The organism is Mesorhizobium sp. P2_A8, from assembly GCF_056404935.1.
Window position 1 is genome coordinate 1 of record NZ_JBFUDB010000021.1, and the last position, 18483, is coordinate 18483.

Genomic DNA, 18483 nt, shown 5'->3' on the forward strand with positions numbered 1-18483 from the left:
AGAGCGCGAGAGAGCGCGAGGCTTACGTCCTTCGCAGGTGTGAACTCCTTGTTCATAAGGCGAACTCCTTGTTGGCAGCCTGGCACCGTTTTAGGCCAGCTTATGTGAGGATCGGACCGCTTAGCGCCCGCTTGGTGAAATGTAGCGCGTTAGAAGCACTGCTTTACGCGAATGATCGCATCTCCAACGCAGGAAATTAGCGTTATTTCCTTGGATACGCATAGATGCGGCGATGTGCGGCGGGGAGGAGAAGATTTCCTCTGCGCTGATCAATCGCCCAATTTATGGTGTTTTGTATGAAGCGCGGCCACATGTTTCTCTAATTGAAACAAACAGGGACTGCCGATGCCATAAGGCAGTGCCTCGTCATCGAAATCATAGGCCGGGTTGTGCACGCCGGGGGTTGACCCGTTACCAAGGAAGGTGAAAGCGCCCGGCCGCGCCTGGAGCATATATGCGAAATTCGGATCCCATCAGGGGTTTGATCTTGTCGTCAACAAGGCCATGGCCCACAAGTTTGCGGGCCGCCTTGATCGCTTGATTGGTCCCTTCTGTATGGTTGAAGGTAAGGGGTTCGAGCCGGCGGTGTTCGAACTCGATCTCCGCGCCGAAGCCGCGCGCGATACCTTCGGCGCAGCCTTGATCTGTAGTTCCGCGAAGTCCCGCAAGACCGGCGATAGGCTACGGACCGTCCCGCCCAATTCGACATGATCCGGGATAATGTCGTATGCTTCACTGGCACTTAATCTCGTGACGGAGATCACGAGGGCATCCGTCGGGTCCGTGTTCCGGGAAACCAGCGTTTGCAGGGCGACGATAATCTGCGCTCCAACAACGACCGGGTCTATGGTCAGGTGCGGCATGGCCGCGATGATGTCGAATTCATCAAGCGCGGCGATGATTGAGCCATCGCAAATCCCGAACTTGCCCACATCCATCCCTGGCATATTGTGCATGCCGAAAACTTGGGAGATGCCGAAACGGTCCATTATACCTTCCTGCACCATCCTCTCGGCGCCTCGGCCCGCTTCCTCTGCAGGCTGTAAGATCAAGACAACAGTCTCTTTGAAGTTGCGCGTGGCCACTAGGTGTTTAGCGGCTCCCAACAGCATGGCTGTATGACCGTCATGTCCGCATGCATGCATCCTTCCGGGAGCGTCAGACGCCCACGGCTTATTGGACGCCTCGGCGATCGGCAATGCATCCATGTCGGCTCTCAGCCCGATAGTGGGGCCGTCTCCTCCGCTGCCCTGTATCATGGCGACGACACCGGTTTCTGCTATCCCGGTTTCGATGTGATTGATCCCGAACGAGGCCAACTTTTCAGCAACAAACCTTGCTGTGTTGTGCACCCTGAACCGCGCCGGGTTGATCGGAGGCTCCAACTCCTGAGAAGGTGGAGCCATGACAAGCAAGACGACCAACAAGTTCTCTCCCCAGGTCCGAGCCCGCGCGGTTCGGCTGGTTCTGGATCACGAAGGCGAGCATGCCTCGCGGTGGGCGGCGGTTTCGTCGATCGCCGCCAAGATCGGCTGCACGCCGCAGACGCTGCATGAGTGGGTGAAGGCGGAGCGCGACAGCGGCGTGCGTGCCGGTGTGCCTACGGATGTGGCGACGAAGCTGAAGGCTTTGGAACGCGAGAACCGCGAGCTTCGCAGGCCAACGAGACCCTGCGCAAGGCGAGCGCGTATTTTGCCCAGGCGGAGCTCGACCGCCGGTTCAAGCCATGATCGCGTTCATCGACGATCACCGCGAGGCGCATGGGGTCGAGCCGATCTGCAAGGTGTTGCCGATCGCCCCGTCGACCTACCACGACCATGTCGCCAAGCGTATCGATCCCTCCCGGCTGTCGGCTCGGGCAAAGCGGGATGAGGCTTTGAAGGATGAGGTCCGACGCGTGTTCGATGCGAATTTCCGCGTTTACGGCGTTCGGAAGGTCTGGCGGCAGTTGCAGCGCGAGGGCTTCGATGTCGCCCGCTGCACGGTTGCCCGCCTGATGAAAGCCATGGGCCTCGAAGGCATCATCCGCGGCAAGCCGATCCGCACCACGGTTAGCGACAAGGCGGCACCATGTCCTCGGGACCATGTCAATCGCCAGTTCCATGCGCCGAGGCCGAACATGCTCTGGCACTTACGTCGCGACCTGGACTGGCTTCGTCTATGTCGCCTTCGTCGTCGAGGCCTATGCCCGTCGGATCGTCGGCTGGCGGGTGAGTCGGACGGCGCATGCCGCCTTCGTTCTGGACGCTTTGGAACAGGCTCTCCATGACGGGCGGCCCGTGCAGGGCAACGGGCTCGTGCACCACAGCGATAGAGGCAGCCAATACGTCAGCATTCGATACACCGAGCGCCTGGCCGAGGCCGGCGTCGAGCCGTCCCGTCCGGGGGGAGTGTCGGCGACAGCTACGACAATGCTCTCGCCGAAACGATCAACGGCCTCTACAAGGCCGAGGGAATCCATCGACGCGGACCATGGCGCTCCTTCGAGGCCGTCGAGTTCGCGACGTTGGAGTGGGTGGACTGGTTCAACAATCGCCGGCTGCTGGAGCCCATCGGCAACATCCCGCCGGCCGAAGCCGAGGAACGCTACTACGCTATGCTCGAAGAGCTAGCCATGGCCGCGTGACTCAAACGAAACGGCCTCCGGAAAACCCGGCGCGGTTCACTTTCAAGGCTTGGGCCGTCTGATGCAATTTTCCCTTCGAGAAGCCAGCGCATCGCTGCGGATAGGGAAGCCGCATAAAGAGGGACTTTCAAAATTCGCCCTTCGCACATTCCGTGCATCCGTCGTGCAGATGGCCGAGTCAAATGCAGTGTTTATATTGGCGCCATCTGCCTTCGAGATCCCCAGAGACAATGATGAGCGTTTTTAGCCTTGTCAAAGCATTGCACGTCGGATGCGCCAGGTGAACAGTTTGTTCCGGCGAAGGCCTCCCCTCCCCGCGTTATAGCTTTCCGCCTACAGCCCCTCCGAATGGCCGCTCAAGCCGCCTTCGGAAAGAGCCTTCGTTCACCGCTTACGCATTCCGACGTAGGCGGTCGTTCTTTTGACCGGCTCAAGTGGCGCTAAGTCTACACGATTAGCTATGTCATCGCTCGATCCCGCGCGTGTTAGCCGCTTTTTGCAGGAATGCGGCTTGAGAGACCCCAACTGCGCTGTCGAGGGGCGCTGATGCAGCAATAGTCTGAAGGCATCAAGCATCCACTCGGAGTCATAAATGACAGGCACCGCGATCACTGCATTACGGGAGCTGAAACGGCCGGACCTTCTGCAAAGAAGCGGTTATGTGAATGGCGCCTGGCTCTCGAAGCCGGAAACACTCAGCGTGGTGGATCCTGCAACAGGCGACGAGTTGGCGCAAGTAGCGGCTTGCGGAGTTGCCGACGTGGACGATGCGGTCCATTTCGCGAGAGCAGCGTTCCTCCAGTGGCGCGGCCTGCTACCTTTAGAGCGTGGCGCATATCTGCGGAAATGGGCGATGGGTATGCGAGAAAACGCGCAAGACTTAATCATAACCGCCGAGCAAGGAAAGCCTATTGCTGAAGCCCGTGACGAAATTTCATATTCTGCTGGCTTCCTTGATTGGTTTGCAGGAGAGGGCGAGCGGGCTTATGGCGAAACCATCCCCAGCCATCTCGCCGGAAGCCTCCTGGCCGTGCAGATGCAGCCGATCGGAGTGACGGTCGCTATCACACCATGGAACTTTCCATCGGCAATGATCACCAGAAAGGCTGGAGCCGCGCTGGCCGCAGGCTGCACCATGATCGTCAAGCCCGCGCCGGAAACGCCCTTGTCAGCGCTGGCGCTCGCCCGTCTTGCCGAGGAGGTAGGGATTCCCGCCGGCGTGTTTCAGGTGATCACTGGCCAGGCTCCGCCACTGGCCACGCGGCTGTTGCAGCATGCGGAGGTGCGCGCATTCTCCTTTACCGGCTCGACCGCGGTCGGCCGATTGCTACTCGAGCAGTCCGCGAAGACTGTGAAGAAGGCCTCACTCGAACTCGGGGGCAATGCTCCTTTCATCGTTTTCGGCGACGCGCCAATCGAAGCTGCGGTCGCTGGCTGCATGGCAGCCAAGTTTGCGACATCCGGCCAAGACTGTCTGGCGGCAAACAGGATTTATGTGCAGCGTGGAGTCTATGACCATTTCCTGGAACAATTCGCTGCGGCCACCAGCAAACTAAAAGTCGGGCACGGATTGGAGGCGGGGGTCGACATTGGTCCGATGACCAGGGCGTCTGGCGCTGAAAAGTGCAGGCAGCAGATCTCCGAGGCACTGTCAGCCGGGGCTCGAATGGTGTCCGGCGCACAGGACAATCTTCTTCTTCGTGGGAACTTCGTGACGCCAACCGTGCTTGCTGATGTGACCGACGAGATGGAGGTTGCCAAGCAAGAGATCTTTGGCCCCGTGGCTGCAATCCTGCCCTTTGAAGACGAACAGGAAGTGCTCACGCGCGCCAACAATTCGGAAATGGGTCTCGCGGCGTATGTTTACACCCGAGAGCTCAACCGCGCGATGCGGCTCACCGACCGGCTCGAATACGGCATGGTTGCGGTGAACACCCCGAAATTCACTGGAGCGCCCATCCCGTTCGGCGGATGGAAACAGTCGGGTCTTGGTCGGGAGGGTTCCAGACATGGCCTCGCCGAGTATCTGGAACCAAAATACACATGCTTTGGAAATCTAGCAGCGTGAGAGGATGCGCCCATGACTTTTGATATTAAAGAAATCAGCGAAAAGGACAGGAATTCCGTCCTGCATCCTTTCACGCAGCTCAAGGATTTCGCTACCGGCAAGCTCGGTGAGCCCACCATCATAGAAACAGGCAAGGGCATCCGCATTAAGGATGCGCACGGCAACGAGTTCATCGACGGTTTCGCTGGCCTCTACTGCGTCAACGTGGGCTATGGCCGCACCGAAGTCGCCGAGGCAATTTCTCGTCAAGCTTACCGTCTCGCCTATTATCATTCCTACGCCGCGCACACCACAGAACAACTTGCGATCCTGTCTGACCGCCTCGTGAAGATGGCGCCAGGGAAGATGAGCAAGATCTTTTATGGCATGTCCGGTTCGGACGCTAACGAGACGCAAGCCAAGCTCGTCTGGTATTATAACAACCTACGAGGCAAGCCGAACAAGAAAAAGATCATCTCGCGCGAGCGCGGCTACCATGGCTGTAGCGTCATGTCCGGCTCGATGACGGGCATGAGCTTCTATCATGACCACATGGATCTGCCGCTGCCGCAGATCGTTCACACCGGTGTTCCACATCATTACTGGGGCGCAACCCCGGGCGAGACCGAGCAGGAATTCTCGGTGCGTCGAGCCGATGAACTTGATCAGCTTATCGAACGCTTGGGCTCGGAGAACGTCGGTGGGTTCATCGGCGAGCCTGTGCTTGGCACCGGTGGCATCACGCCCCCGCCGGAAGGGTACTGGGAGGCGATTCAGGCCGTTCTCAAAAAGCATGATGTGCTGCTCATCGCCGATGAAGTCATTACCGGCTTCGGCCGCACGGGCTCCATGTTCGGCTCACAGCATTATGGCATCGAACCCGACCTCATCACGGTCGCGAAAGGACTGACCTCTGCCTACTTCCCGCTTTCCGCGGCGATTGTGGGTGAGAAGGTCTACAAAGTACTGGAGGATGGGGCTGACAAGGTCGGCTCATTCTCGCATGGCTATACCTATTCTGGTCATCCGATCGGAGCCGCCGCGGCCAATGCGGTTCTCGACATCGTCGAGAAGGAGGACCTCCCAGGTAATGCTCGTGAAGTCGGCTCCTTTTTCCAGGCGCAGCTGAAGGAAAAGTTCGCGCAGTTGCCGATCGTTGGCGAGGTGCGCGGGGTCGGCCTTATGGGCGCGATCGAATTTGTGGCCGATCGCGACAACAGGAAGCGTTTCGATCCGACGCTCAAGGTTGGTGCACGAATTTCAAAGGCAGCTCGTGACCGTGGTCTAATCGCTCGTGCTATGCCGCACGGTGATATTCTCGGCTTTGCCCCGCCGCTCGTAGCAACGAAGGCCGAGGTTGAAGAGATCGTTGCAATCGCGGAAAGCGCCGTGCGCTCGGTTATGGATGAACTCGTCCGGGAGGGCCAAAACATCTAAAAACGCATGGATAGGGAAAGCGCTCCGGCTGTGAGCAGGAAGAGCCAGTATGAGAAGCGAAGGAATTCGGTGCGGCGAACGTCGCCTACGACATCGTTTCCGGCCTCACGATCACGGCCGAGAATTGACTGGGCTCATAACGACCACGACAGCAGCGGTTTCAACTGGACCGGCATCTCGCTGCAAGAGCAACGCCGTGGGCGGTGTCCTCCGCTTCCAGAGCTCGTTCTGACGGAGCGAAGCAAAACCCCCTAGCGCCGTCGCTACGATTGCGTGCGCTAGATTGCCCTTCGACCCGGGGTTGGCTCAGCGGGATGCCCAACAAGGGCTCATCGGCGGCTCCTTCCGAAGTGCTTAGGTCCACACCTCAGGGATCGAAGCCTGCTGCCGATGCGAAGGGGCGCTCTTGACCAAGGCGCCCTTCATTATAGAGCGTCGAGCATTCTGATTGGATCGAAGCGATTGCTGTCGTGCAGCGATGACCTGCTGTCGGAAAGTCTGGATTTGAATGTCACGTCGGGGGACGAAGGTGGTTGCCGGAGAACCGAATGACGTGCGATTGAAAAATGTTGACAGCCAATGGATTGTCCAGGTCGTCGAAAATGGCAAAATAACTCGGCGTTTATTCGACGTTCAAGCCGCTGCCGACAGCTACCCCGAACGTCAGCGAATTTGGCTCGGCCTGCCTGGAAGGCCACCGATCAGTTGAAAAGCGTTGAACCTGGATTAGGAGGAGAACCCGGTGGATGAGCGCCCTAAGAGGTTCCGCGAACACCAGACTTCATCATCAACGATGTTCTCGACAAGGGATGCACTATGGGCCAGGTTCTTCATGGGAGCGCCCCGACGACAGAGGCAGGTCGGTCGAGCGAGACAGCATATAGTCAAGCGCGCCTGAGAGCGCTGGCGAAGCGCTACGGGATCAACAGAAATGTGTTGCCAAATGGCGGGCACCGACCTCGAGGAGCAGGAAGCACCGCGCCTCTGCTCGCCAAGCGCCGCCGCCAGATTGCATCCTAGAGCACGGACTATCTGGCGGCTATTCTACAGATAACGGCGCCTTAATGCGGATTAAACTCCCGCAAGCAGACGGAACTCACCGAGCTTCGAAGCTGCATTGAGCGAGAGCCCGGGCGCCTTGGGTCGGTCACCCGAATGCCTGCCGCATGTATTTCCATCTAATAGCTAAGCATGATCTTCTGGTATATTTCGACCGCCTTGGCCACCTGATCTATTTCAACGAATTCGTTGTTCGTATGGGCCTGATCGGTACATCCGGGGCCAAGAACGATGCAGGGAATGCCGGCCAATGATAACTGGTTAGCATCCGAGCCACCGGTTCCTCCTAGGAATTTTCCGGTTCCGGCTACATCAGCACAGACCGCTGCTGCCACTGCCGCGATTTTGCTCGATTCGGCACTGGCCGGAGGCGGATCTTCCAACGCAGGGAGCAACGAGCGCACCTTGATTTTGTCCTTCCCTTGGCGGAATGTTTCCAGAATGTCTTCTACCTCTTGTATCGCGTCCTGCGGCCGCTCCCCTGGTATAAGGCGTCGATCAATCCATATGCGGCACACCGGCGGCACAGTCGTGAGCTCTATGCCTCCTTCGATAAGACCAACGGTTAGAAGTGCAGAGCCTACCAAAGGGTGCGTCCGAGAGGCCAAGCTCCGATGATGCTCATCCAGCGCCAATACTATCTTAGCCATTCCCGTGATCGCATTGACTCCGAGATAAGGCCTCGCACTATGAGCGGGCACTCCCTCAACTTCGATTTGCCAGCGGACGGAACCCAGAGAAACCACAACAACCTCTAGTTCGGTTGGTTCACCGACCACAGCGGCATCATAGGACACGCCTGATTGCGCAATTGCGCGAGCACCAAGTTTGCGGTACTCTTCATCAATGCTTGCCGCAACGACGATCGTGGCTTTCGGCTGCCGCTCTCCAAGTGTACTAAGGGCGATCAACATAGCGGCAAGCGAACCTTTTGTGTCGCAACTCCCTCGACCGTAGATCCGCCCCTTCGTTTGCTCTCCAGAGAACGGATCGGTCTCCCACTTATCAACTGGAACTGTGTCCGTGTGGGCTATAAAGAGAATGCGCTTGCCTGGGTCTTGTCCCGGGACCCAGGTCAAAAGGTTCGAGCGGCCGTCCACCACTTCCTGAATTTCATATGGCAGATTGCGCTCCCTACAAAACCCCTCGATGAACTCGACCACCTTACTTTCTCCACTACCCTTTGGGGATAGCGACGGATTGACGCTCTCGATTTTCACAAGTTCCTGAAGGAGCGCTACCGTTTGCGCGGATACATTTGACATAGACTCTCCTTAATCTGCGATATTGTGCTTTGCGCTACTTCAACCAATTTTTGGCTAGTCTGACCACGCAATCAACTTCATCGGTGGTGTTATATAGATGTAGGGAAAACCGAAGCATGCCCCTGCGTATCGAGACGATTACCTGGTTGTCCAACAAGTGACCATGAAGCGACTGAATACGGGGGTCCACCGCGCGAGCTTCCACCAGTGCGGCTGGATCCCCAAGTGCCACAATACTCGCAGTATGGTTCCCCGGAGCTCCGCCACAGACCGGTAGCCCGAGTTCCAAGAAACCAGACGCCAGTCGCTTTGCGAGTGACGTAACGCTTCGCTCAATCGTTTCGGTTCCGATGTCGAGCAATTGCCCCATTGACGCATGGGCAGCCAACATGCCCGGAAAGTTGTAATGCCCAATATCAAAACGGGGGGCACCGGCGCGCAATTTTACCGCGCTAGGCACCGGAGCCGACTCCGGCGCATTCCCAAAGTCCACACTGAAACGAGCAAGATAGGCAGGATTTAGCCGATCGGCCCACTCTTGGCGGCAATACAAAAACCCCGATCCATAAAGGCCCATCAATCCCTTCACAGTTGACACCGCTAAGCCGTCTACACCAAGTCGGGCAACATCGGTGTGGAGTATTCCGACAGATTGCGTTCCGTCCGCCAGAAGAAAGACACCAAAACGCTTGCAGGCTTCGGCGATTGGTTCCAGCAAGGTCCGAAATCCGGGAACCATCGTTACCGTCGCGACCGCGACAATGCGAGTGCGCGCGTCAATTGCCTTCACTAGTTCGCCAACTGGAATTGAGCCCGCCTCCGGCTCTACAAATCGGAGCTCAACTTTGTGGCGGGCTTTTATCTGGAGCCAAGGTAAAATATTGTTTGCGTGCTCTAGCTTTGGGCATAGGACGACATTGTCGCCATCTTTCCAATCTATCGCATTAGCGATTATGTTAATACCTTCGGACGCGTTTTTCGTTACAGAAATTTCATCCTTAGCCGCGCCGATCAACTGTGCGAACCTGGCGCGCGTGCGTTCGACATGGTGCAACATACTTGCTTCGTCGTTTCTACCATGAAGCCGATTGTCCAAATGTGGACCGATAGATTCCAACGTTGTTTTGGAGATAAGTCCTTGATTCGCAACATCCATGTAGATTGCGTCGATTGTGGCTGGATACTCCTCTCGAAGGACGTTCAATGGAGGCATATAGCTGTTCATAGCGGTCATTAGTATCCGTGTAGTTCGCGAGTGACAGAGTGTTGATTTCTTGCACCTAACTGGGAAGCCCGTATTACATCCGTATTCGGGGCGAGATGGGTGCCAGTTGAGGGCATCGTTGAACCGTTTCTAGTGGCGAGAGCGTCTTACATCGGCTGAATCCGTCGAGGACAAGAGAATTCATCGACTGACGTTCCAACCCCTGGACGTTCGCCGATCTGCTAATTATATGGCTTGATCATTGCGGGATTCAGGCTATTATCAGACGCAGGACGCCGTTTTCCTGCGCATTGTCGCCATCTTTGCAGAGATCATGAATGGATTTGGATAGTTTTGACCTGAAGCTGCTCAACGCCGTGCAACGCAACAATCGCCATACAACCGAAGAATTGGGCGAACTTGTTGGGCTATCGGCTACCGCTTGTCAGCGGCGATTGAAGCACCTTCGAGATGCGGGAGTGATCGAGGCTGATGTTGCGATAGTGTCGCCGGAAGCCGTAGGTCGGCCCCTGATGATGATGGTCCTTGTCGAACTCGAGCGCTATCGCTCTGATGTCATCGATCGATTCAAGCAAGCTATCCTGCGCGCACCTGAAGTCATGAGCGCATATGGTGTCACAGGCAATGCTGATTTCCTTCTAATCGTCTCAGTGCGTGACTTGCTGGACTATGACGCATTTAGCCGGCGCTTTTTCTTTGATAGCCCCGCAGTTAGAAATTATAGCACAATGGTTGTGCTGGATCGCACTAAAGTGAGCTTGGCCGTGCCAATTGACGTATAGCGAGATAAAGCGCGACGTCCTTCTCATCACTGAAGTGATCACCAGCGTCGTCAGCCGAACCTTCGTTGTTCGGCTTTCGGGGCAACGGCCTTGAACTGACCTGATCACGGTCGCAAAAGGGTTTGATCTAAGACGTATTTACCGCTCCGCCGCAATCATCACCGAGAAGGTTTTAAGGTGCTGGAGACTAGAGTCGACCGGTCGGCGCATTGTCACGGCCACAACCTACTCCGCGCATCGGCTCGGAGACGCTTCGGCAAGCGCACCCTCTATAATGTCGAATGCGAAGGCCTCCCGGTAGCGCCCTCGAAGTAGGTGCGTTCTTCCACGCGCAACCGACCGAAAATTTGAAGATCTGCGCAGTTGCCCGTCGCCGACGAAGTGCACAGGGTCGGCCTTTGGGCGCAATCGAACTTTCGTGGCCGATCGCGACAAAAGCGTTTCAATCTAACGCTCAGAGTCGGTGCGCGCAGTCCAAGGCAGCCCGAGACTGTGGTCTTGTCACTCGTGCTAAGAGCGCTATCCGATTTGTGACCGTTCGAGAGCGTTCAGTCCTGCGGCTGTCCACAGGTAAGAGCCCCGTTCGCCGATTCAATACCAGGGATCGGCGTTTTGATACGGGTCGCCAATGTCTTCCTTTGAAGACGTTTGGGAGGGGAAGCTGCTGAAGACGTTTGGGAGGGGAAGCTGCAGCCCAACAACGGTGCGTTCGGTCGTCACATTCCTTGCCTCTGAGTGAGTCCCTTTCGTCGAAGCCGTCCTCGATGTTAATGGAGGCCGGCTCGAATAATCGGTCAAACGCTAGTCGTCCGGGCTACCCATCAGGAAAAGGTTGGCAGGGAAGAAGGCCGTGATCACTGGTGGCGGCACAGGCATTGGATTTGGTATTGGCACATCCTAACACGAGCGGTGCCGACGTGTGGTAGCCGACATCAAGTGCGACGAAGGCAATAGAATGGCGACGAGACCCGTCAACTCGATCGCGTTGCAGAAACTTTAAGACCAACGTCGTGCGACAGCGGGAGTTCTTCGAACTTTCGAACACGCAAGAGGGTCGCTCGCTCGCAGCCCGGGGGGTCACGAGGAAGCCGTGACCAAGTGATAATTCGACATGGCAGCGCCGACGGAATTGTATCCGCATTTGGCGGGAAATATGCGCGGATAGCGAGAAAACGCCTATTTTCTTCACTTAGACAGGCATATTCCGCCCAAAGCAGCCCATCTAACGCTGCTACATTTAGGAAGCGGGTCTGAGCTGCCGGTGTCAAGGATGGCCGCCCAAATGGACAGAGACTGGGATAAATTAGCCGAAAACGTCCTTCACTGAAGGGCGGGTCATCAAGTGTTCGGCAGTAAGCTGCTGGTCGTGGCATGCTCCCAAGTTTGTCCCGGTTAGAGGATAATTCAGGTAACACGGGGAGGTTTGGCATTGGTTTTCGACTACATCGTCGTTGGTGGCGGTTCTTCTGGATGCGTGATGGCGAGCAGGCTCTCCGCCAATGGAGATCGCGTGCTGCTCGTCGAGGCAGGTCCCGATACCCCTCCGAACGCTATCCCTGACGACATCCTCGATGGCAGTCCCACGCGTGCCTATCTCAATCCTGATTATCAATGGCCGTCACTCGAGGTGACCACGGTGCGGGATGGCCGCAAGCCCACTCATTACGAGCAGGCCCGGGTCATCGGCGGCGGCTCAAGTATCAATGGCCAGGTGGCCAACCGCGGTGCCCCCGAAGACTATGATGAGTGGGCCTCAAGCGGTGCAACGGGCTGGGGTTGGGACGAGGTTCTGCCCTACTTCCGTCGTCTCGAATGCGATTTGGACTTCGACGGCGAATTTCACGGCAAGGACGGTCCCCTGCCAATTCAGCGCGTTCGGCAATCAGACTGGTCCGGTTTTATTCGAGCGGTATCCAAATCTTATGACGCCCTGGGTATTCATTTTAGACCAGACTTCAACGGTGACTTTGGTGACGGCTACTCTGTCGTTCCGTTGACCAACCGCAACGGTCACCGGGTATCCGCTGCCATGGCCTACTTGACCGAAAGCGTCCGCTCTCGGTCCAATTTGACAATCCTGTCGGAAACGACAGTGACGCGCCTGACCTCGTCAGGAAATGCGATCACGGGCGTTCAGACGGAAAACAAGTTCGGACGGCAGTCTTTTTGCGCTTCGACTGTGATCCTCTGCGCTGGAGCGCTCCATTCACCCGCCATATTGATGCGCTCAGGGATAGGCCCGGCGGAGCAGCTGGAAAAGCTCGGTATTCCAGTTGTTGCAGACTTGAAAGGTGTAGGCCAGAACCTTCAGGAGCACCCAGCGATCTGCGTTTCGGCATATCTGAAGCAGGGCGATCGCATGTTGCCCGATGTGAGCGGGCATATTCAAATGCATGCCCGCTACTCGTCAGGCCACGAAGGGTGCCCTTCGACAGATATGGTAATATCGGCGGGTGCCAAATCGGCCTGGCATCCGCTCGGCAAGCGCCTGGGCACCCTTTGTGTGTGGGTTAATCGCAGTTATTCGACAGGTACCATCGTGCTCAAGGATCGCTCCCATGCCGTAGAGCCGGAGGTGGATTTCAATTGGTTGAGCGACAAGCGGGATGTCGAGCGATTGAAGCAGGGCTTCCGTTTACTGGCCCGCGTGATGCAGCAAGATCCACTCTCGGCGGTGGCGCTCGACCCGTTTCCGTCAACTTGGAATGCACGAGTGAGGCGGGTTAGCAAGATCAACGTCGTCAATTACGGACTCACCTCGCTTCTGTCGCTATTCATGGACAGCTCTGCGCGCCTGCGCCGCAGCCTCATTAAACACGTCATAACTGATGGTTCCAGCATTTCAGATCTGATCAATGACGAGCAGCATCTGGATCGGTTTATCAGTCAGAACGTTATGGGCAATTGGCATCCGACGTCGAGCTGCAGGATGGGGGCAGACTCCGACCCTACTGCGGTGACCGATCCGTCGGGTCGCGTTCGAGCTGTCACCGGTCTGAGGATTGCCGACGCTTCGGTCATGCCATTCTGTCCCCGGGCCAACACAAACATTCCCACGATCATGGTGGCTGAGAAGATCTCTGACGCAATTCTGAAGGAAAACCTGACGGCATCCGCGGATTCAAAACCGACCGGCTGTTGAGCTAACACTCAACCGTCGCGTCGAGAAGTCATGGAGATTAACGATGAACGCTCACCGAGACGGTCCAGCCTCACCGTTGTTTCGGCCTGTCAGCTTTGACGGCAACTTCTCGTTCGAGGAGCTTGCGGGCCATCAAGACGTATCGACCGAGCTGGCGCGGGCAGCTCCGTTCGCGCATTCCGGGTCCTGCGTCGCCTGGGGCATTCCGTTTGAAATCGGACGCCCGGTATTTCTCAAGGATCGGGCGGTTACAGTCAAGATTGCGTCGACCGCAGCTCAATGGTTCGTGTTCCTGCATGCCTCTGATGTTCGTCCGCTTTCCCCGGATCAAAATGGGCTGATCTCTCCGATGCGGGGAATAGGGCAGCTAAACGAGCACGCGGCGGATTACGTCCTGATTTACAATGATGGCACCGAGCAAAGGGCGCAAATCCGGCGGCGACATCAGGTCGGGTCGTTATTGTTCCGATGGGGAGAGCATTGCACCCAAGCGGTTGCGGCGAGAAAGCCTCACCCGCTAGGTCTCAGTGAGGCCGACCAGCCAAAACCAATAAGCAATGCCGCCGATTACCGATGGCCTATCGGGTGGGGAATACGTCAACAGCAGGCGCTGTTCGAGGAGGGACCGTGGATGAATTTCGTCTGGGCCTTCGAAAATCCGCATCCAAAGAAGAGAGTGGAGGCGATCAGGTTCGAACCTGTATCCGGCTGTCTGGTTATCTCGGGTGTTTCCGCAGGCGATAGCCGTTCAATGCCGCTCCTTTGGGGAAAGCGCAAGAAAGCGCTGCTACGGATGCCGCCCGAAGTAAGCTTCGATTCCACGCTCGATGAGCATGGCCTCTTCAATCAGATCCAGCTCGATCTAGGCCAGATTATCTCCGCAGGCCCACGGTTGGTCTATCCTACGAAGCTTTGGGAAAAGACACGTCAAAACCTGCAACCGGAAGCAAGCCCGACTGAAATCGTCGTCGAATATGCTGCGCATTCCGATGCCCGTTTCCACCTTTTGGGTGAAAGAACGATCCCGGCCTGTGATCTTGAAAACGATGCCCCGCAGAACGAACCGATGCTGCGGAGCATCGTGCCGGCCAATCAACGTGTGATCCTGCGGGTTGTCGAGCAGGGAACAAACAAGACTGTTCCAGTTAAGCTTCACGTTCATGGTTCGGCGGGTGAGTATCTTGCTCCGACAAATGGGAATCGTAACCCAAACCCGCGATGGTTCGAGAACTACAGCACCGAGCATTGGCATGGCCTGCACCTGTCGACCTACATCTCTGGGCATACGACGATCGAATTGCCGCTGGGTGATGTTTACCTCGAGATTACCAAAGGTTTTGAGGTCAAGCCGATCCGGAGGAAGTTCCAAATCACCCGAGAAACAGAGCTTATTACCGTAGAGCTCGAGACGGTGCTGCACTGGCGTGAAGAAGGCTGGGTCACCGCCGATACACATGTGCATTTCCTGGCTCCGGCAACAGCCATGCTGGAGGGCGCCGCGGAAGGCGTAAACGTCATCAATCTCCTCGCGAGCCAATGGGGAGAGATGATGTCCAATGTCGGAGATTTTGACGGCAGGACCACATTCGGAAGCAAAACTGCTGGAGGTGACGGCGAATTCCTCGTCCGCATCGGCACCGAGAACCGCCAACGCGTCCTCGGTCACATCTCGCTTCTCGGCTATTCCGGCAACATGATTGTTCCGCTTGCCGCGGGCGGTCCCGATGAGTCGGCCATCGGGGACACCGTCAACGTTCTCATTACCGAATGGGCGCAGCAATGTAAGAAGCAGGGCGGCCTCATCGTCCTGCCGCACTTCCCGGATCCTCGCATGGAGAGCGCGGCGACGATCGTCCTGGGGGAAGCGGACGCCGTCGAAATGATGTCATTTATTGACTATTACAGTGGCATCGATCCCTATTCTCTCTCCGATTGGTATCGCTTCTTGAACAACGGTTACCACATCCCAGCGGTAGCTGGCACAGACAAGATGTCGGCCGAGTTTGCCGTAGGCCTGACCCGTACCTACGCAAAAATCCCTCGTCATCGGGAGTTCTCCTACGAAACTTGGATGGACGCTGTCCGAGCGGGCCATACGTTTGTGACCTATGGCCCTCTGATGGATTTTAATGTTGACGGAAAATCCATGGGCGGCCGTATTGGCCTGTCCTCTTCGGGTGGAACGGTCAACATCAGCTGGAACGCCGCAAGTGTGATCGTGCCGATGACCAGGATTGATCTTATCGTCAACGGCGAGATCAGGGAAAGCCGCACCCTCAGACCTTGGCAGGATGCCGGAAGCTGGTCGGTGCGTATCCAGAAAAGCTCCTGGGTCGCGTTGCTTGTTCGCGCGAAATACGACGACAAACCTGAGGTGATCGCCGCGCACTCGTCGGCAGTGATGATCGATGTCGAGGGCTCTCAACTGTTTGCAGCGGCCGACGCGCTCACAATCCTGGAGCAGATCGAGGGATCGATGGCTTACATCGACACGATCGGAACCCGGGCCGAGGCCAAGCGATACAAGGAGATGCGCCTTGTGCTCCAATCGGCGTACCATCGCCTCCACAATCAAATGCATCAGATGGGATTTCAGCACCCCCACACTACCGGCATGCACCATTCCGAGCATGATTAGGGAAAAGCTTACGACAAGTGCGCATAGTTTTTTAACATCCACGGAAAATCCGATGATCAGAAGCAAATCTATCAGACTAGCCATCATGGCAATTATGCTTGCAGCTGCATGCAAGCCGGCATTGTCCCATATGGGCGTCAGTTCGACCAATTCGTTCGCGGCTGGCTTTGCGCATCCGCTCTTCGGGCTTGACCACGTCACGGTGATGGTCGCGGTCGGCCTTTGGGCGGCGCTGAAGGGTGGACGCGCGCTCTGGGCTTGGCCAGCGGCCTTCGTCGGCTTGATGCTTGCGGGCGGCGTGCTGGGGATCGCTGGCCTGCCCGTTTCCTTTGTAGAGCCGGTCATCCTCGCCTCGATCGTGGCGCTCGGCCTGCTGGTCGGCGCTGCGGTAGACCTGTCTGTGACGGCAGGGGCTATCATCATTGGGTTCTTTGCATTCTTCCATGGTCACGCGCACGGCACAGAGATCCCAGAGACTGCGGGCGGCCTCGACTATGTCATCGGCTTCGTTCTTGCCACAGCACTCCTCCACGGCGCAGGTATCGGCTTGGGTCTGGTGCCGGGCCAGCGTTTTCGCGGCCTCGCGCGACTTGCGGGCGCGGCGACCACCGCGGCAGGCCTCGGGATGATGTTAGGCGCGATCTAGCGGGCGGGCGCGCTCACCTGTTTGTCCGCCTGCAGCGTTTCAGTGAGTGATTGGCGTGTGCATCGGCAGGAATGGCCTCCTGATGGGAAGGTTTGGTTGCTTAGACCAAACCCTGACCAGGAGACCATTGCTCAAGCCGCGGCAGCGTTCCGTGGGGCCGCTGCGTCGTCGCCGTACATCCTGCCGAAATAACGGCTGAACTTCGCCACCGCAAGCAGATAGGATCGTTGGGTCGCGGGCGAAAGCTCGCTCAAGTTCATGTTGTCGATCATGGTGCGATCAAAGTTTTTCTGGTGTTGCAGGACATATCCTGGCCGGCACTCAATCAGGCGGTCTGTGCGTTGCGTCTCTTCTACGGGCATGACGCTGGACCGGGCGGAGATCCCGGAGCGCATCGCCTTCAGCTGGCCAGCCGATCCCCTTGATGACGGTAAAGATATTGTTCCGATCCCACCACCAATTGGAGGAGTTATGCGCCTAGATCGAGAAAACGCCGATTTCCTGCATTGCTAAGGGCTATTTGCGGGAGGTGGCCGATTTCAGTGGCTAAAATAACGAGGCCGCAACTGAGCGGTCCGTTATCAAGGAATAAGAAGAACGGCCGCTTCATCCTACAGCGTGGGTTCTGGTGGGAATAGCGGCGGTTGGGCGGCCGACAAGAATTTCTCTTCCTTAGACGGTGATGGATTGCACGTCTCATTCTGGGGTTGCAAATGGCCTTGAAGAAGTTTCCCTCTCTTGGAGTTCTGACGCTCGAAGGAGGACCCCCCGACGGCACCACACCGTGGCCCTCCGGGTGTATGTTGAATCCCGCTACATTCGGCTTCCCGGTCATCTGGGAAACCGTGACAGGAGCTTGGGCGGAATCCGTGATCCGCGGCGATCGAGCACTCGAGTCGCCCTGCATCGAAGCTGCGAGGCGTCTGGTCGAAAGAGGCGCAAATGCGATTACTGCAGACTGTGGATTCTTCATACGACATCAGGAGGCGGTAGCTGCCGCGGTAAATGTCCCCGTGGCGATGTCTAGCTTACTGCTCATTCCAACACTGCTCCGTCAGCTGCCGCTAGCCGCAAAGCTTGCTATCGTTACTGCCGACTCGACTTATTGCGACAAAGATCTGCTCGGGCTCAAGGATCCGGCCGACCGGGAGAGAGTGGTAATAGGTGGGGGGATCGGTTCCAGCACGTTGCATAGATTCGAGTTGATGTGTCCGTCCTGTCCGACTGAAGTTGCTGAAATAAAAACAGATATAGCTGCCAAAGCCGAAATCGCTGCTTGTGTTGCTGATATCGAAACTGATGTAACGGCCTGCATAGCGCGACTCCGCGCCGCTCATCCCGATATCGCGGCAATCCTGTTCGAATGTACCGTGTTTCCAATAGTCGCGCCGGCTATTCGTCGTGTAACGAAGTTACCCATCTACGATATTACCAACCTCTGTCGGTTGACGTTCGAGTCGGTTGCCTAGTCATACGAGTCCGTTAGGGGTTCAGGCTCCGGAGGTGGGCGGTGGATCTCGAAGTCGGAACCGGCACGGGCGAATCACGTTTTGCGGCTATGATCGAGCACTTGCGCCGATGGAGACATCGCTGCGGGTTACAGCATCGGACTGTTT

At 57.0% G+C, this 18483-nt stretch carries 9 protein-coding genes, 4 pseudogenes and 1 other annotated feature; of the genes and pseudogenes, 9 read left to right on the forward strand and 4 right to left on the reverse strand.

The genetic code is table 11. The features are described 5' to 3' along the window. Positions 1-269: 269 nt before the first annotated feature. Positions 270-1406, reverse strand: a pseudogene (locus AC1D10_RS35180) (amidohydrolase). Between AC1D10_RS35180 and AC1D10_RS35185 the strand changes: the two are divergent. From AC1D10_RS35185 to AC1D10_RS35200, 4 genes and pseudogenes are all read left to right on the forward strand, one after another. After that, positions 1405-2626 (forward strand): annotated as a pseudogene (locus AC1D10_RS35185) (IS3 family transposase). The pseudogenes AC1D10_RS35180 and AC1D10_RS35185 overlap by 2 nt on opposite strands. Next, positions 1685-1801: a sequence feature (AL1L pseudoknot), on the forward strand. (Overlaps the previous pseudogene by 117 nt.) Positions 2627-3218: 592 nt before the next feature. After that, on the forward strand, positions 3219-4694 hold the full coding sequence (locus AC1D10_RS35190; protein WP_477279872.1) for an NAD-dependent succinate-semialdehyde dehydrogenase: 1476 nt from the start codon (positions 3219-3221) through the stop codon (positions 4692-4694). Between the two features lie 12 nt (positions 4695-4706). Continuing rightward, on the forward strand, positions 4707-6110 hold the full coding sequence (locus tag AC1D10_RS35195) for an aminotransferase (RefSeq protein WP_477279874.1): 1404 nt from the start codon (positions 4707-4709) through the stop codon (positions 6108-6110). A gap of 816 nt (positions 6111-6926) precedes the next feature. Continuing rightward, positions 6927-7072, forward strand: a pseudogene (locus AC1D10_RS35200) (IS481 family transposase); the annotation flags it as partial. A gap of 216 nt (positions 7073-7288) precedes the next feature. On the opposite strand, the gene AC1D10_RS35205 reads toward AC1D10_RS35200, so the two are convergent. Together AC1D10_RS35205 and AC1D10_RS35210 are read right to left on the reverse strand one after the other, a co-directional pair. Beyond that, a complete protein-coding gene (locus tag AC1D10_RS35205) occupies positions 7289-8434 on the reverse strand; it encodes a M20 family metallopeptidase (protein WP_477279876.1) in 1146 nt (381 codons plus the stop codon). 34 nt (positions 8435-8468) lie between these two features. Further along, a complete protein-coding gene (locus AC1D10_RS35210) occupies positions 8469-9659 on the reverse strand; it encodes an aminotransferase class V-fold PLP-dependent enzyme (protein WP_477279878.1) in 1191 nt (396 codons plus the stop codon). A 317-nt stretch (positions 9660-9976) separates the two neighbouring features. On the opposite strand from AC1D10_RS35210, the gene AC1D10_RS35215 reads away from it, so the two are divergent. The 4 genes from AC1D10_RS35215 (at position 9977) to AC1D10_RS35230 (ending at position 16867) form a co-directional block, all read left to right on the forward strand. Beyond that, a complete protein-coding gene (locus AC1D10_RS35215; RefSeq protein WP_477279880.1) occupies positions 9977-10441 on the forward strand; it encodes an Lrp/AsnC family transcriptional regulator in 465 nt (154 codons plus the stop codon). Positions 10442-11870: 1429 nt separating this feature from the next. Then, positions 11871-13583 carry a GMC family oxidoreductase gene (locus AC1D10_RS35220; protein WP_477279882.1) on the forward strand — a complete coding sequence of 571 codons (1713 nt, stop codon included), beginning with the start codon at positions 11871-11873 and terminating at the stop codon, positions 13581-13583. A gap of 43 nt (positions 13584-13626) precedes the next feature. Next, entirely contained in the window at positions 13627-16221 is a 2595-nt protein-coding gene (locus AC1D10_RS35225) for a CehA/McbA family metallohydrolase (protein ID WP_477279884.1), read from the forward strand. Positions 16222-16273: 52 nt separating this feature from the next. Continuing rightward, positions 16274-16867, forward strand: a complete 594-nt coding sequence (locus AC1D10_RS35230) for a HupE/UreJ family protein (RefSeq protein ID WP_477279886.1) — start codon at positions 16274-16276, stop codon at positions 16865-16867. Between the two features lie 179 nt (positions 16868-17046). Here AC1D10_RS35230 and AC1D10_RS35235 read toward each other — a convergent pair. Then, positions 17047-17139, reverse strand: a pseudogene (locus AC1D10_RS35235) (tyrosine-type recombinase/integrase); the annotation flags it as partial. 441 nt (positions 17140-17580) lie between these two features. Here AC1D10_RS35235 and AC1D10_RS35240 point away from each other — a divergent pair. After that, positions 17581-18336: an aspartate/glutamate racemase family protein gene (locus AC1D10_RS35240; RefSeq protein ID WP_477279888.1), complete on the forward strand. Its 756-nt coding sequence runs from the start codon at positions 17581-17583 to the stop codon at positions 18334-18336. Positions 18337-18483 lie beyond the last annotated feature (147 nt).